This is a genomic window from Rhizobium sp. TRM95796 (genome assembly GCF_025779995.1).
Classification (GTDB): Bacteria; Pseudomonadota; Alphaproteobacteria; order Rhizobiales; family Rhizobiaceae; genus Rhizobium_E.
Genome location: NZ_JAOXHE010000002.1, coordinates 452271 through 468125, shown reverse-complemented (window position 1 = coordinate 468125; position 15855 = coordinate 452271). Strand labels below are relative to the sequence as shown.

The 15855-nt window shown below is 62.4% G+C and carries 15 protein-coding genes; all 15 read left to right on the top strand.

Translation table 11 applies throughout. From position 1 onward, the window contains the following. Positions 1–7: 7 nt before the first annotated feature. The gene (locus OCK01_RS08365) at positions 8–676 is read left to right on the top strand and encodes a response regulator transcription factor (protein ID WP_263823351.1); all 669 of its coding nucleotides are present in this window, start codon (positions 8–10) and stop codon (positions 674–676) included. Further along, positions 669–2114, top strand: a complete 1446-nt coding sequence (locus OCK01_RS08360) for a sensor histidine kinase (RefSeq protein WP_263823350.1) — start codon at positions 669–671, stop codon at positions 2112–2114. Before OCK01_RS08365 ends, OCK01_RS08360 begins: the two co-directional genes overlap by 8 nt. Positions 2115–2310: 196 nt before the next feature. Next, positions 2311–2484 carry a hypothetical protein gene (locus tag OCK01_RS08355; protein WP_182826825.1) on the top strand — a complete coding sequence of 58 codons (174 nt, stop codon included), beginning with the start codon at positions 2311–2313 and terminating at the stop codon, positions 2482–2484. 8 nt (positions 2485–2492) lie between these two features. Continuing rightward, on the top strand, positions 2493–3029 hold the full coding sequence (locus tag OCK01_RS08350) for a hypothetical protein (RefSeq protein WP_263823349.1): 537 nt from the start codon (positions 2493–2495) through the stop codon (positions 3027–3029). A gap of 162 nt (positions 3030–3191) precedes the next feature. After that, the gene (locus OCK01_RS08345) at positions 3192–3659 is read left to right on the top strand and encodes a hypothetical protein (RefSeq protein ID WP_412178983.1); all 468 of its coding nucleotides are present in this window, start codon (positions 3192–3194) and stop codon (positions 3657–3659) included. Positions 3660–3756: 97 nt separating this feature from the next. Beyond that, positions 3757–4887: a c-type cytochrome biogenesis protein CcmI gene (gene ccmI, locus OCK01_RS08340; protein ID WP_263823347.1), complete on the top strand. Its 1131-nt coding sequence runs from the start codon at positions 3757–3759 to the stop codon at positions 4885–4887. Beyond that, positions 4884–5339: a cytochrome c maturation protein CcmE gene (ccmE, locus tag OCK01_RS08335; protein WP_263823346.1), complete on the top strand. Its 456-nt coding sequence runs from the start codon at positions 4884–4886 to the stop codon at positions 5337–5339. The genes ccmI and ccmE overlap by 4 nt, the downstream gene beginning before the upstream one ends. Then, entirely contained in the window at positions 5336–7348 is a 2013-nt protein-coding gene (locus OCK01_RS08330; RefSeq protein ID WP_263823345.1) for a heme lyase CcmF/NrfE family subunit, read from the top strand. The genes ccmE and OCK01_RS08330 overlap by 4 nt, the downstream gene beginning before the upstream one ends. After that, entirely contained in the window at positions 7345–7803 is a 459-nt protein-coding gene (locus tag OCK01_RS08325) for a cytochrome c-type biogenesis protein CcmH (RefSeq protein ID WP_263823344.1), read from the top strand. Before OCK01_RS08330 ends, OCK01_RS08325 begins: the two co-directional genes overlap by 4 nt. A gap of 130 nt (positions 7804–7933) precedes the next feature. Beyond that, positions 7934–9526: a Do family serine endopeptidase gene (locus tag OCK01_RS08320; protein WP_263823343.1), complete on the top strand. Its 1593-nt coding sequence runs from the start codon at positions 7934–7936 to the stop codon at positions 9524–9526. A gap of 71 nt (positions 9527–9597) precedes the next feature. After that, positions 9598–10275 carry a response regulator transcription factor gene (locus tag OCK01_RS08315; RefSeq protein ID WP_263823342.1) on the top strand — a complete coding sequence of 226 codons (678 nt, stop codon included), beginning with the start codon at positions 9598–9600 and terminating at the stop codon, positions 10273–10275. Beyond that, on the top strand, positions 10275–11684 hold the full coding sequence (locus OCK01_RS08310; RefSeq protein WP_263823341.1) for a HAMP domain-containing histidine kinase: 1410 nt from the start codon (positions 10275–10277) through the stop codon (positions 11682–11684). The genes OCK01_RS08315 and OCK01_RS08310 overlap by 1 nt, the downstream gene beginning before the upstream one ends. 51 nt (positions 11685–11735) lie before the next feature. After that, positions 11736–12002, top strand: coding sequence for a hypothetical protein (locus OCK01_RS08305; RefSeq protein WP_263823340.1), 267 nt, complete (start codon positions 11736–11738; stop codon positions 12000–12002). Further along, positions 11981–12640, top strand: coding sequence for a nucleotidyl transferase AbiEii/AbiGii toxin family protein (locus tag OCK01_RS08300; RefSeq protein ID WP_263823339.1), 660 nt, complete (start codon positions 11981–11983; stop codon positions 12638–12640). Before OCK01_RS08305 ends, OCK01_RS08300 begins: the two co-directional genes overlap by 22 nt. A gap of 19 nt (positions 12641–12659) precedes the next feature. Beyond that, entirely contained in the window at positions 12660–15611 is a 2952-nt protein-coding gene (locus OCK01_RS08295) for a bifunctional [glutamine synthetase] adenylyltransferase/[glutamine synthetase]-adenylyl-L-tyrosine phosphorylase (protein WP_263823338.1), read from the top strand. Positions 15612–15855: the final 244 nt, after the last annotated feature.

Here is a 15855-nt window from a genome sequence, read left to right as displayed (position 1 = left end):
AGTTCCGATGCGCATACTCGTCGTCGAAGATGACCAGAATCTCAACCGCCAACTCGCCGACACGCTGAAGGAAGCCGGCTATGTGGTGGACCAGGCCTATGACGGCGAAGAGGGCCATTATCTCGGCGAAAACGAACCCTATGACGCGGTGATCCTGGATATCGGCCTGCCCGAAATGGACGGCATCACCGTGCTTGAAAAATGGCGCGCGGCCGGGCGCAAGATGCCGGTCTTGTTGCTCACGGCGCGCGACCGCTGGAGCGACAAGGTGGCGGGCATCGACGCCGGCGCCGACGACTATGTCGCCAAACCCTTCCACATGGAAGAAGTGCAGGCGCGTCTGCGGGCGCTGATCCGCCGCGCTGCGGGCCATGCGAGCTCTGAACTCAGCTGCGGGCCGGTGAAGCTCGACACCAAGAGCAGCCGCGTGACGGTGAATGGAATCGCGCTGAAACTCACCTCGCACGAATTCCGGCTTCTGTCCTATCTGATGCATCACATGGGCCAGGTCGTGTCGCGCACCGAACTAGTCGAGCATATGTACGATCAGGATTTCGACCGCGATTCCAACACGATCGAAGTGTTTGTCGGCCGTTTGCGCAAGAAGATGGGCATCGACATCATCGAGACCGTGCGCGGCCTCGGCTACCGCATCCAGCCCAACACCAATGGATAGGCTGCGCTCGCTCACCGGCCGCGTTCTGATCTACACGACCGTGTGGTCGGCGATCGGGGTGGTGATCATGGGCTTCGTCATTTCCACGCTGTACGAACGCAGCGCCGAGAAGAATCTGCATGATCTTCTGCGCGCCCAGCTCTATTCGGCGATCAATTCGGTGTCGATCGATCCCGACAGCCGCAAACTGACCGGGTCGCCGCAGATGAGCGAACTCGGCTTTCAGCAATTGGGATCGGGCTGGTACTGGGCGGTGCTGCCGCTCGGCGACTATCAGACAGAGCCGTTGACCTCGCCGAGCTTCGAGGGCGTGACCGTGCCGACCGCCACCAACGAATCCGCGCCGTTCAACCAACGCTTCGAGCGCTATTACGCCGCCACCGACAGCGCCGGCAATCCGGTGCGGGTGGCCGAAGCCGAGATCAGTCTCGACGAGGGCGCGCCCGAGGACATCGACGCCAACGCCACCGAACTTCCCGAAGCCGTCTATCGAACCGTGCGTTTCCGGATGATCGGCAACCATCGGACGGTCGAGAACGACGTCGCCGCCTTCAACCGCAATCTCTATTTGTCGCTCGGCCTGTTCAGCATCGGTTCGCTCGGGCTCAACGCGCTGGTGATCCTGATCGGGCTGAAGCCGCTCGACCGCGTCAGACGTTCGCTCGCCCGCATCCGCAACGGCGAGGCTGAAAGACTGGACGACGATCTGCCGCTTGAAATCCAGCCGCTGGCCGTCGAAGTCAATGCGCTGATCGAGAGCAACAAGCGGGTGATGGAGCGGGCGCGCATGCAGGTGGGCAATCTCGCCCATTCGCTGAAGACGCCGATCGCCGTGCTGCTCAACGACGCCGACCAGATGGCCTCGCCGCATAATGCGCTGGTGAAGAGCCAGGCCGAGATCATGCGCGCGCAGGTGCAATCCTATCTCAACCGCGCCCGCATCGCCGCCCAGCGCGAGAGCATCCTGGCCCGCACCGAGGTGGAGCCGGTGCTGGAGCGCTTGCTGCGCGTGATGCGCAAGCTCAACGACGGCAAGGAATTCACGCTATCGATGACCGGGCGTGGGCTGAAACTCGCGATGGAAGCGCAGGATCTCGAGGAAACCATCGGCAATCTGCTCGAAAACGCCGGCCGCTTCGCCGCCTCGACCGTGTCGGTGACCGTGACGCCCGCGCCGCCCGGCCGGGTCGGTCAGGATGCGGCCCGCAAGAACTGGGCGCTCGTGGCGGTGGAGGACGACGGCCCCGGCCTCGAGCCCGACCAGATCAAGGAAGCGATGAAGCGCGGACGCCGGCTGGACGAGAGCAAGCCGGGCACCGGGCTCGGCCTGTCGATCGTGTCCGAAATCGTCTCGGAATATCAGGGCGTGTTCACGCTGTCGCGGGCCGAGGCCGGCGGGTTGAGAGCGGAGCTGATCCTGCCAATGATTGGGGGGTGACGGCGGTGGGGTGGTTGAGCATAGGTCCGGCATTGTAGTTCCAACAGATTCTGAAGATATCTAGAATCTATCGGAGGTTGTATGGAGTTTGAATCTCTTGCACGATGGCTCTTTATGCGATAATTTTAGATGAAAGCCTGCAGGCTGCACACCATCTTTGTTCTATGTTTTTCCTGCACGCGGCACGGAGGCCATCATGGTAGCTCTTCTCAAAGATGACGGCGAGTTCACGCCGATGCCTGTCGTGGTCGATACGGCGAAATTTGAACAATTGAAAGCGGCGGCGGTTGACGAGAACGCAGAGTCTGTGCCCAGCTTAGCCAAACTCATTCGCAAATCGCGCGCGCGTTTTATGACGCAATCTAAATAAGTCCGCCTATGGAAGAGATTGTCATTGAGCCCCTTCGTGATCATACGCGAGGGGCTTTTTGCTGCGATCTGAAGCCGATCGACAACTTCTTCCGAATAAACGCGCTCAAGAGCCACAAAAGCTATGCCCAGCGCGTGTTCGTCGCCTGTAGAGCCGGATGCCCGACGCCGCTCGGATTTTACGCCCTCACAACGATGACCTTCAAGCCTGGCATGAGCGACGAAGCAGACAAGAAGTTTGGTCGATTTGCTGCAATCCCTACCATTTATCTGACTATGATCGGGCGCGACAAGAATGCGTCGAAGGGCTTGGGTCTCACCATGATGCTAAACGCATTTGAGCGCGCATTGTCGGTTAGGGAGAATGTTGGAATGTACGCGATGACGCTACACGCCTTCAATGCGCGCGTTCAGGAAATATACGAAGCCTTCGGATTTAAGACGTTCACCGAAGCCGATCAGGATCAGGAAGGTTACAAAGCAATGTATATTCCGCTTTCCGCAGTAGCGGCGACATTTGCGGAAACCTCGATTGTGCCTCAATAAAAGCACGCTCGCATTATGATCGTGGTTGACGAATGCGCTGTGGAGCGCCCACGCGATCATTTCCGTCAAAACGAATATATTTCTCGTTTCATCCGTGTCATATTGCGGCCATCTCTGCGCCGCAGGACTGCCCGCAAATCCGTGATGACAAGAATGAATTTCGTGACTGCATTTGGTGTGACCGCCCGTTTCTCCGTTCTCGCGCTCGTCGCGGTTTCCGTCGCGTCCTGCGCCACCACATCAGGCTCAACCCGGCTCGACAGGACCGGCGAAAAGATTTCCGACGCAACCGGGTATGAACTGTCGGACAAGCCGGAGCCGCCGGCCTTTTATCTGCAGGCCCTGAAGGGCGGGCTCGTGGCGCGGATGCCGGGCGTGAAACTGTCTGAGGCCGATAAAGCGCGGGCGCTGGAAGCGGAATACAAGGCGCTGGAAGCGGCGCCGAACGGCCAGGCGGTGGTTTGGAGCGGCAACGGACTGAAGGGCGAAGTGACGGCCGCGGCGCCTTATCAGGTGGGCTCGCAGAATTGCCGTCAATATTCTCACGTGCTGGCCGCCAAGAGCGGCGCGGTGACTGCGCGCGGCGCCGCCTGCCGTATGGGCAACGGAGCCTGGACGCCTCTCACGTGAAATTGACCTCGGGAATGCGGCCAATCGTCTCCCGACAGCGAATTCCTTGATCTGGCGCATTTTCACGCCGCGCGGCTTTCGTTAGTTGATATCCATCATGTTTTGGATCGTATCGCTACCCATCGCGGTCATCGCCGCATTCATCGTCGCCGCCCCGCTGATGCGGCGGCCGGCGGCCGCCTTGCCGGCGTCGGCCAACGACGCCGAAGTCTATCGCGACCAGCTCGCCGAGATCGACCGAGACCAAGCCGCCGGCCTGATCGAGGCCGACCAGGCAAAGCAGGCGCGCGCCGAGATCGCCCGCCGGCTGATCGCCGCCAGCGAAAAGAGTGAAGGCGGCGGCGCGGGCTTGTCGCGCGGCGCGGCGGTGGGCGTCATTCTGTTTCTCTGTCTGTTCCTGCCGGCGGCGGCCGGACTTCTCTATCTGCGCACCGGCAATCCAGAATTTCCGGATCTGCCGCTCGCCATGCGCATGAACGAGGCCGATCCCGACATCAATGTGCTGATCGCCAAGACCGAAGCGCATCTCGCAGCCAATCCGACCGATGGACGCGGCTGGGCGCTGCTCGCGCCGATCTATATGCGCCGCATGCGCACGGAAGACGCGGCGGACGCTTATCGAAACGCCATCCGCTATCAGGGCGGCAGCGCCGAGCTTTATGGCGCGCTGGGCGAGGCGATCGCGGCTGGCAATCAGGGCATGGTGACCAAGGACGCCGGCGCGGCCTTCATGGAGGCCTTGAAGCTCGATCCGACCGATGCGCGCGCCCGCTTCTATCTTGCGCTGGCCGAGGGGCAATCCGGCGATAGAGCCAAGGCGATCGCCGATCTCGAGGCGCTGGCGGCCTCGGCGCCCAAGGATGCGCCCTGGCAGGAGATCGTCGCCGCGCAGATCATGCGGTTCAGGGCCGAAGCGGCCAATCCGGCGGCGCCCGGCAACCCTTCGGCGGCGGATGTCGAGGCGGCGGCCGGGCTGAACGACGCCGACCGCATGCAGATGATCCGCACCATGGTCGAATCGCTCGATGCGCGGCTGACAGACGAGCCGGCCAATTTCGAGGGCTGGCAGCGGTTGATCCGCTCCTACATGGTGCTGGGCGACCCTGCCAAGGCTGGTGAAGCGTTGAAGCGGGGTCTTGCGGCTTTCCCCGCGAACACCGACAATGGCAAGGCGCTGATGGCGCTGGCGCGCGAGGTGGGCGCGCCGATGGAGGGAGCGACCCCATGACCCGCAAGCAGAAGAGGCTGGCCTTGATCGGCGGCGGCGTGAGTTTTCTGATCGCCGCGGTTCTCTTGGTGATGTTCGCTTTCAGCCAGTCGGTCGCCTATTTTTACGTGCCGTCCGATCTCGCCAAGGCGAACCTGAAGCCGGACACGCGCATTCGGCTGGGCGGGCTGGTGGAAGTCGGCTCCTGGAAGCGCGGGCAGGGCATGCATGAGAATTTCGTGGTGACGGATACGATCGGCCATGTTTCGGTCGCCTATACCGGCATTCTGCCGGATCTGTTTCGCGAGGGGCAGGGCGTGGTGGCGGAGGGACGGATGACCAGCATGGCGCCGCCGACCTTCGTGGCCGACACCGTGCTCGCCAAACATGACGAGACCTATATGCCCAAGGACGTCGCCGACCGGCTGAAGGCCAAGGGCGTGACCATGAGCGGCAAGGAGAAGATCCAATGATCGTCGAACTCGGGCATTTTCTGCTCGCCTGCGCGCTCGCCGCGGCGCTGTTGCAGTCGACCTTGCCGGTGGTCGGCGCTTTTCGCAACGAGGCGCGACTGATGGCGGTGGGGACTACTGGGGCGCTGGCGAGTTTTACGCTGATCGGGCTGTCCTATCTCGCGCTGACCTGGGCCTATGTGACCTCGGATTTCTCCGTCATCAATGTCTGGGAGAATTCGCATTCGCTGATGCCGATGGTCTACAAGATTTCCGGCGTCTGGGGCAATCACGAGGGATCGATGATGCTCTGGCTGTTGATCCTCGCCTTTTTTTCGGCGCTGGTGGCGGGCTTCGGCGGTAATCTGCCCAAGAGCCTGAAGGCCAACGCGCTGGCGGTGCAGGGCTGGATCACCGTCGCCTTCCTGCTGTTCATCCTGCTGACCTCCAATCCCTTCCTGCGCACCTTCGGCATCGCCGAACTGACCCCCCCGCCGGCGGAGGGTCGCGACCTCAACCCGGTGCTGCAGGATTTCGGCCTGGCGATCCATCCGCCGCTGCTCTATCTCGGCTATGTCGGCTTCTCCGTCTGCTTCTCCTTCGCCGTCGCCGCTTTGATCGAAGGGCGGATCGACGCCGCCTGGGCGCGCTGGGTGAGGCCCTGGACGCTGCTCGCCTGGACCTTCCTGACCGCGGGAATCGCCATGGGCTCCTATTGGGCCTATTACGAACTCGGCTGGGGCGGCTGGTGGTTTTGGGATCCGGTCGAAAACGCCTCCTTCATGCCCTGGCTCGCCGGCACCGCGCTTCTGCATTCGGCGCTGGTGATGGAAAAGCGCGATGCGCTGAAGATCTGGACCGTGCTGCTCGCGATCATGACCTTCTCGCTGTCGCTGCTCGGCACCTTCCTGGTGCGCTCGGGCGTGCTGACCTCGGTGCATGCCTTTGCCAGCGATCCCTCGCGCGGCGTGTTCATTCTGGTCATTCTGTCGATCTTCATCGGCGGCGCCTTTGCGCTGTTTGCGCTGAGATCCGCGTCGCTCGCGCCCGGCGGTCTGTTCCAGCCGGTGTCGCGCGAAGGGGCGCTGGTGCTCAACAACGTTATTCTCGTTGTCGCGACAGGGGCGATCCTGACCGGAACGCTCTATCCGCTGCTGCTTGAATCGCTGACCGGCGAGAAGATTTCGGTCGGCGCGCCCTTCTTCAATATCGCCTTCAGCTGGCTGATGGCGCCGCTGTTCGTCGTGCTGCCCTTCGGGCCGCTGCTGGCCTGGAAGCGCGGCGACTTGAAAGCGGCGAGCCGCCGGCTTGGGCTCGCCTTTGCGCTGTCGCTCTGTCTCGGGGTTGCGGTCTGGGTGGCGCGCGGCGATGGGCCGATGCTGGCGGCGCTTGGGCTGATCGCCGGCTTCTGGCTGGTGTCGGGCGCGCTCGTCGATCTCTGGCAGCGCGCCGGTTTCGCCAAGGCAGGCTTCGCCAATGGCCTCCGACGGCTCATCGGCCTGCCGCGTTCGGCAATTGGCACGATGCTGGCGCATCTCGGCCTCGGCGTGTCGGTGCTGGGCGTGGTGCTGACCACGGTCTGGTCGACCGAACATATCCTCGAAATGAAGCCGGGCGATACGACAGAGAACGGCGCCTATACGGTGCGTTTCGATGATGAGCGCGCTGGCAGAGGGCCGAATTACACCGAGGACGCTGCGCATTTTTCGGTGCTGCGTGATGGCGTCGTCGTGGCGGAAACCAACAGCGCCAAGCGCATCTATACCGCCCGGCAGATGCCGACGACGGAAGCCGGCATCATCAGTTTCGGCGCGTCGCAGCTCTACATCTCGATCGGCGACAAGAACCCCGAAGGCGAGCATGTGGTGCGGATCTGGTGGAAACCCTGGATCCTGTTCATCTGGGGCGGCGCGGTGGTGATGATGATCGGCGGCTTCGTCTCGCTTTCGGATCGACGTCTCCGTGTCGGGGCGCCGTCGAAACGGGCGCAGACGATCGCTGCGCCCGGCGCGCTGGAGGCGGCGGAATGAGACGGCTATTCGCTCTTGTGCTGCTGTTGATCTCGGCGGCGCCGGCTTTCGCGGTCAATCCAGACGAGGTGCTGAAGGACCCGGCGCTGGAGACGCGGGCGCGGGCGCTGTCGGCGCAATTGCGCTGCATGGTCTGCCAGAATCAGTCGATTGACGATTCCAACGCCGATCTCGCCAAGGATCTCAGATTGCTGGTGCGCGAGCGCCTGACGGCGGGCGATAGCGACGACGAGGTGATCGAGTATCTGGTGTCGCGCTATGGCGAATTCGTGCTGCTAAAGCCGAGATTGTCCGAACACACGATCCTGCTCTGGGGCATGCCGGCGGCGCTTGCGGCGATCGGGGTGGGCGTGGTGCTGGTTCAGTTGCGGCGCAAGCGGATTTCCGAGGGAACGCAGGATCTTAGCGCCGACGAACAAAGCAAGCTGGACGCGCTGTTGAAGCGCGAAGACTGAACTTTTTCATACATTACCAAAATTTCACCCGCCGGAAAGAATGCCGCAAGGTCGACACAGCTAGATCTAATCCCATCTTAAGGATCTGAACTGGAGCAGACGCTCCGCCTGACGATGAAGGACTAGCATCATGACCGGAAACACCGCTTCACGCTTTTCGCTGACTTCCCTGCTCAAGGCCGGCACGATCGCTGGCGTGGCGACCGCCGTGCTTGTGACCGGCGCGCCGATGGCGTTCAACGCCGCCCATGCCGAGGCCGTGAAGCTTACGGCGCCGCCGCAGGTGCCGAGCTTCGCCGACGTTGTGTCCGCCGTGACCCCGGCCGTGGTGTCGGTGCGGGTCGAAAGCCGCGCTCAGCCGGCGTCAGAAGACGCATCCAATGGCTTCAACTTCAATTTCGGCCCGAATTTCGGCGGCCAGAACTTCGACGATCTGCCGGATGATCATCCGTTGAAGCGCTTCTTCAAGGAATTCGGCGGCGGTCAAGAGTATGGCCAGCGCGGCGACCAGGAGCGTGACTACTGGAAGAACCATGGCAAGCGGGGCGACAAGCCGCGTCTGCGGCCGACTTCGCAGGGTTCTGGCTTCTTCATCACCGAGGACGGCTATCTGGTGACCAACAACCACGTCGTCGATGGCGGCAGCGCCTTCACCGTGGTCATGAATGACGGTTCCGAACTCAGCGCCAAAATGGTGGGCCGCGACCCGCGCACCGATCTCGCGGTGCTGAAGGTCGACGCCAAGCGCAAGTTCACCTATGTGCAATTCGCCGACGACAGCAAGACCCGCGTTGGCGACTGGGTGGTGGCTGTGGGCAATCCCTTCGGCCTCGGCGGCACCGTGACAGCCGGCATCGTCTCGGCCCGTGGCCGCGACATCGGCTCCGGCCCCTATGACGATTATCTGCAGGTCGACGCGGCGGTGAACCGCGGCAATTCCGGCGGCCCGACCTTCAACCTTCAGGGCGAAGTGGTGGGCATCAACACCGCGATCTTCTCGCCGTCTGGCGGCAATGTCGGCATCGCCTTCGCTATTCCGGCCTCTGTTTCGAAGGATGTGGTCGCCAAGCTGATGAAGGGCGGCGAAATCCAGCGCGGCTGGCTCGGCGTCAAGATCGAACCCGTGACCCAGGATGTCGCCGACTCGCTCGGCCTTGCGGAAGCCGCCGGCGCGCTGGTCAACGAGCCCACGGGCGATTCTCCCGGCGCCAAGGCCGGCATCAAGGTGGGTGACGTGATCACCGCCGTCGATGGCGAACCGGTCAAGGGTCCGAAGGAACTGGCGCGCAAGATTGGCTCGCTTGATCCCGGCAAGGTGGTGGATGTCTCCGTCTGGCGCGACGGCAAGCTTGAAAGCGTCAAGGTGACGCTCGGCACGCTGCCGACCGATCCCAAGATGGCGGCGACAGATCCGCAGCAGGACCAGGGCACCGGAGAACAGAGCGAACCGAGCGAACTGACGCTTGACCAGCTCGGCTTGATTGTCGCTCCCACCGACGACGGCAAGGGTGTGGCGATCACGTCGGTCAACCCGAACTCCGACGCGGCAGACAAGGGCGTGAAGGAAGGCCAGAAGATCACCTCGGTCAACAACCAGGAGATCAAGTCGCCCGCCGACATCAAGAAGATCGTCGAGGACGCCAAGAAGGACGGCCGCAAGAAGGCGCTGTTCCAGATCCAGGACCAGACCGGCAACCGCTTCGTGGCGCTGCCGATCGGCTAACCTTCCGATCTGAACCGCGAAAGCCCCCGACGGGGCTTTCGCTCTATGCGCTCTCGCCTTATTCTCCGGCCATGAAAATACTGATCATCGAAGACGATCTCGACGCGGCGAGCTATCTCGTCAAGGCGTTCCGCGAAGCAGGACATATGATCGACCACGCCAGCGACGGCGAAGCGGGTCTCTTCATGGCCGCCGAGAACGGCTATGACGTGTTGATTGTCGACCGCATGCTGCCGCGCCGCGACGGATTGTCGGTAATTTCGGAACTGCGCCGCCGCAATATCAACACGCCGGCGTTGATCCTTTCGGCGCTCGGCCAGGTCGATGACCGGGTGACCGGACTGCGCGCCGGCGGCGACGATTATCTGCCCAAACCCTATTCCTTCACCGAGCTTCTGGCGCGTGTCGAAGTGCTTGGCCGCCGCAGGGCGTTGCCCGAACAGGACATGATCTACCGGGTCGGCGATCTCGAACTCGACCGGCTCTCGCATGAGGTCCGCCGGGCCGGCAAGGAGATCGTGCTGCAGCCGCGCGAATATCGCCTGCTCGAATATCTGATGAAGAATGCCGGCCAGGTGGTGACGCGCACCATGCTGCTTGAAAACGTCTGGGACTATCATTTCGATCCGCAGACCAATGTGATCGATGTGCATGTGTCGCGCCTGCGCGGCAAGATCGAGAAGGATTTCGAAAAATCGCTGCTGAAGACCATTCGCGGCGCCGGCTATATGATCAAGGACGACATGTGATGGCTGCGCTTGCGCGGCTGAGACTGCTGTATCGCCACACCGCCGTCCGCCTCTCCGCCATCTATCTGCTGATGTTTTCCGCCTGCGCGGCGGTGCTCGTGCTCTATGTCACCTCAATCTCCGACGGTCAGTTGCAGTCGCGGATGAAGGAATCGATTACCGAAGAGGTCAACCAGCTCGAGGACATCTATACGGAAGGCGGCGTTGCCTCGCTTCTGCGCGTGCTGGAGCGCCGTTCGCACCAGCCGGGGGCCAATCTCTATGTCATCGCCGGACCGAGCGGCGAGATCCTTGCCGGCAATGTGGCGGGCTTGCAGGCCGGCGTGCTCAACGAAGAGGGGTGGACAGACAAGCCCTTTCTCTACAACCGCTTCGGCGAGACGGCCAGGAAGGACCGGCATCAGGCCATCGCCCATGTGATCCGTTTCGAGAACGGGTTGAGCGTGCTGGTGGGCCGCGATGTCGGTGAACCGGAGAATGCCCGTCTTCTGGTGCGCAAGGCGTTGATGCTGGCGCTCGGCGTGATGGGCGTCGGCGCGCTGGTGATCTGGTTCGCGATTGGCCGCAATGCGCTGAGGCGCATCGACCGGACTTCGCTCGCCGCCCAGAAGATCATGGCGGGCGATCTTTCCCAGCGCCTGCCGGAAACCGGCTCGGGCGACGAATTCGATCGGCTGGCCGGATCGCTGAATGTGATGCTGGCGCGCATGGAGCGGCTGAACGAGGGGCTCAGGCAGGTGTCAGACAACATCGCCCATGACCTCAAGACGCCATTGACGCGGCTGCGCAACAAGGCCGAAAGCGCTCTCGCCAAGGCCGGAGACGCTGAGGACTACCGTTTGGCGCTCGAAGAGGTGATTGGCGACACCGACCAGTTGATCCGCACCTTCAACGCGCTGCTGATGATTTCCCGGGTCGAGGCGGGATCGGCTGCCGCCGAGATGTCTGTGGTCAATCTGTCAGAGGTCGCGGAAGAGTTCGGCGAACTCTATGAGCCGGTTGCGGAAGATGCCGGCTTCATTCTCAGGCGTGACGTCGCGCCGGGCGTGGTTGTGCGGGGAAATCGCGAACTGATCGGCCAGGCGATATCCAATCTGATCGACAACGCCATGAAATATGGCGACAATCCCGAAACGCCCGAGATCACGCTGTCTGTCGCTTCAAGCGCCGACGGCGTGCGGGTGACGGTGGCCGATCGCGGCCAGGGGGTGCCTGAGGACAAATATGGCGATGTGGTCAAACGCTTCTTCCGCCTCGACGAAAGCCGCTCCAAGCCCGGGACGGGGCTCGGCCTGGCGCTGACGGTGGCGGTGATGGAACTGCATGGCGGCCGGGTGGAACTCTCGCCGACAGAGGCGGGTAAGGAGCATCCGGGGTTGTCGGTGACCATGGTGTTTCCGGTGGGTTGACGCAACCGAAGGCGCATGAGACTCTTCGATGATCGCTCGGAGGATATGTCTATGGCGAGTGTCGAACCGCTGATTTTAGCCACCGTGAACGCCTCCTATAGCCGCAAGCTCAGCGGGGAACAGGTTGCTTCTCTGATTCTCGATCTAGAGCGCATGAAGGCCATGCCGGGACACGCCGCCTCCTTTTTTTATGAGGTCGATCCCGACCTACAGCGGCAATTTGCCGGGGAGCACGGCATCTCCGATGAGCGCCTTGCTCGGGTTGCGGCAGACTTCGACAATTGGACGGGCAGGACATGGCTGGGCCGGGCGGCTTGAGCGGCGGTTGGCAAGACCTGTTTCTGAAGGCAAATGATATTCTCGGTCGCGCCGGCTTCCAAGATCGGTGGTCGTTCGGCGGCGGAACGGCCTTGATGTTGCAGATCGGCCATCGAGAAAGTCATGACATCGATGTTTTTCTCCCCGATCCCCAGCTTTTAGCCTATTTGGATCCCGGTAAGGGCAATATCGGCCTGGTCCAGGGCCTGGCCGCATATCACGGTGATGGTGTTCGATTTCTCAAACTATCGTTCGGCGCCGCGGGCGAGATTGATTTCATTGCTTGTCCCGATCTCACCTCGACACCCAATCGCAAGCTTGAAGTCCTCGGTCTATCCACGCGGGTGGAGACGATTGGAGAGATCCTGGCGAAGAAGGTTTACTTTCGAGGAGCCTCGCTTCTGCCGCGCGACATGTTCGATATAGCAGCGGCTTGGCGAGCCGACAGGCGCCAGGTGCTTTTGGCGCTCCGATCATTTCCAGACGAAGTTCGCCGCGCCGAACGCGCCGTGCTTGCCGCCAGCCCCGAATTTCTCCATGGCGTCATCGCCGATCTCGCCGTAAAACCTGCCTTTGAGGATATGCGTCCCGCAGCCGTCGACCTCTGCCTTGAGGCGTTGCGGGAGGCGGCGCAGTAGGGAATGCCTGGGAGGACGGATGACGGAGAAGAGTGGCGGCGCGGTCCGGCGACGTATTGTTGATCTCATGGCCAATCCCATCCTGCCGCTGACGCAGCAGGCGGTAAAATCGGCGCTGGCTGATCTCAAGGATTGGGCGAAGGAAGAGCCTGAGATCGCGGCGCTTTTGGCGGGGGACAGTCCGGCGCGGGATTTCGTGGTCGCCGCCATGACGCTGTCGCCCTTTCTGCGCGACACCGCCCGCATCAAGCCCAGCCTTCTGGCCGAAGCCTTGGTCACCGATCCGGCTCGGGAGATCGAGACGCTGATTGCCGGGACGCGTGAACTCTGGCGGGGGCGGACCGAAGCCGAGTTGATGACAGCGTTGCGCCAGGCGAAACGTCGGGCCGGCTTCCTGATCGCGCTCGCTGACCTTGCAGGGATCATGACGGCGGCGGAGACGACGCGGAGCCTGAGCCTTTTTGCCGGCGCGGCGACAGCGGCGGCGATCGACCATCTTCTGCTTTCGGGCATGGAGGCCGGCATACTCAGGCTTGCGGATCCTGACGAGCCCTCGCGCGGTTCGGGGCTGATCGTGCTCGGCATGGGCAAGCTGGGCGGCTTCGAGCTCAATTACTCCTCCGATATCGACATCGTGGTGTTCTATGAGCCGGAGGCAGGCATTCTCGTCGATCCCGAAGAGGGAACCGAGACATTCGCTCGGCTGCTGAGACGGCTGATCCGCATTCTGCAGGACCGCACCGGCGACGGTTATGTCTTCCGCACCGATCTTCGGTTGAGGCCCGATCCGGGCTCGACGCCGCTCGCCATACCGGTGGAGGCGGCGATCCTCTATTACGAGGGCAGGGGCCAGAACTGGGAGCGGGCGGCTTACATCAAAGCGCGGCCCATCGCCGGCGATTTGCAGGCGGGCGAGCGGTTTCTCAAGGAATTGACGCCGTTCGTGTTCCGTAAATATCTGGATTATGCGGCTATCGCTGACATTCATTCGATCAAGCGGCAGATCCATGTCCACAAGGGCCATGGTGAGATCGCGGTGAAAGGGCACAATGTCAAGCTGGGCCGCGGCGGCATTCGCGAGATCGAGTTCTTCGCCCAGACACAGCAATTGATCGCCGGCGGCCGCATTCCCGAATTGCGCGTCAAAAGCACCGAACAGGCGCTGAATGCGTTGGAAAGCAATCGCTGGATCGATGGGGAGACCTGCACTGAGCTGATCGAGGCCTATTGGTTCCTGCGCGGCGTCGAGCATCGCGTGCAGATGGTGCATGACGAACAGACCCATAGCCTTCCGACCTCCGAGGCCGAGCTGAAGCGCATCGCTTTTATGCTGGGATTTTCCGATACGGTCGCGTTCTCTTCTGCGCTGACCAAGCGGCTGAAGACGGTGGAGCGGCGTTACGCCCGTTTGTTCGAGCAGGAAAGCAAGCTGTCGGGAGAAACCGGCAACCTCGTCTTCACCGGCCAGAAGGACGATCCCGATACGCTGAAGACGCTGGCGCAACTCGGTTTCAAGCGGCCCGAAGACATCTCCCGCGCCATACGCGGCTGGCATTATGGCCGCTACAGGGCCACGCAATCGGTTGAGGCGCGTGAGCGGCTGACAGAATTGACGCCTGATATTCTCAGCGTCTTCGGCCAGACCCGACGGGCGGATGAGGCGCTGTTCGATTTCGACCGCTTCATCGCCGGTCTACCCTCCGGCATCCAGGTGTTTTCGCTGCTGTCTTCCAATCCTTCGCTGCTGTCGCTGATCGCCACCATCATGTCGGCGGCGCCGCGGCTGGCGCGGATCATTTCGGCCAAGCCGCATGTGTTCGACGGCATGCTCGATCCGACGCTGATTTCGGAATTGCCGACGCGGGAGTATCTCGAACGACGGCTGACGGCGTTTCTGTCGGGCGCGGTGCATTTCGAGGATGTGCTCGACCGGTTGCGCATCTTCGCCTTCGAACAGAAATTCCTGATCGGCGTCCGGCTTCTGACCGATGCGATCGGCGCGGACGCGGCGGCTTCGGCCTTCACCGACCTCGCCGATCTGGTGATCGGGGAGGCGCTGGCGGCTGTCAGGCGGGAACTCGAGGCGGCGCATGGCGTGTTGGCCGGCGGTGAAGTGGTGGTGCTCGGCATGGGCAAGCTCGGAAGCCGCGAGATGACCGCCGGCTCCGATGTCGATCTCATCCTGCTTTACGACCATGACGATGACGCGGTGTCGGATGGGCCCAAGCCGCTCGACGCCAACCGCTATTTCACCCGCATGACGCAGCGGCTGATCGCAGCCCTGTCGGCGCCGACCGCAGAGGGCGTGCTCTACGAGGTGGACATGCGTCTTCGGCCCTCCGGCAACAAAGGTCCTGTGGCCACGCGACTGCGGGCCTTCGAGAAATACCAGCTCGAAGAGGCCTGGACCTGGGAGCATATGGCGCTGACCCGGGCGCGGGTGGTGAGCGGCGATAGAGATCTGGCCGGCAAGGCCGAAGAGATCATTGCCCGTGTGCTGGCGCGGCCCGGCGACAGGAGCAAGATCGCCACTGACGTCGCCGAAATGCGGGCGATGATCGACAAGGAAAAGCCGCCGCGCGACGTCTGGGACGTCAAGCTGATCGCCGGCGGTCTGGTCGACATCGAATTCATCGCGCAATATTTTGCGCTGATCGCGCCGTTGAGCGGGCTCGGCGATGTCGCGCGGGAACCCGGCACGGAAGCGACGCTCACCCGGCTCGGGCCGTCCTTTCTAGAGCCCGCCGATCTCGATACGGTCATCGCCGCGCTCCGGCTCTATTCGGCCTTCGCGCAGATGGCGCGGCTCTGCGTCGAGGGGGATTTCATCATTGCTGATGCGCCCGACGGGCTCAAGGATCTGATCTGCCAGATCGCCGAGGCGCCGGATATCCGGGTGCTGGAAGCGGAGATTCGGCGCATATCGGCGCAGGTGCGCAAGATCTTCAAGGCGACGGTGAAGGCAGAGTGATCAGGTACGGTTAATGCGGGCGATGCGACGCGCTTCGGCCAGTCGGACGAGGTGATCACGGATCTGCTCGTAAAACTCTTTTGGAATCATGCCGTAATCGCATCGCTCTGGCTTATCAGGGCGGGGACGGAGAAGCTCGCTTGGCCAATCGAATGAATTGATCTCGTCCAACCGTATCCAATTGGTCTGCTGATCAAGGCCAATCGATGCGCAGACCTCCTCCGGAATTTCCAGGGATAGGTCT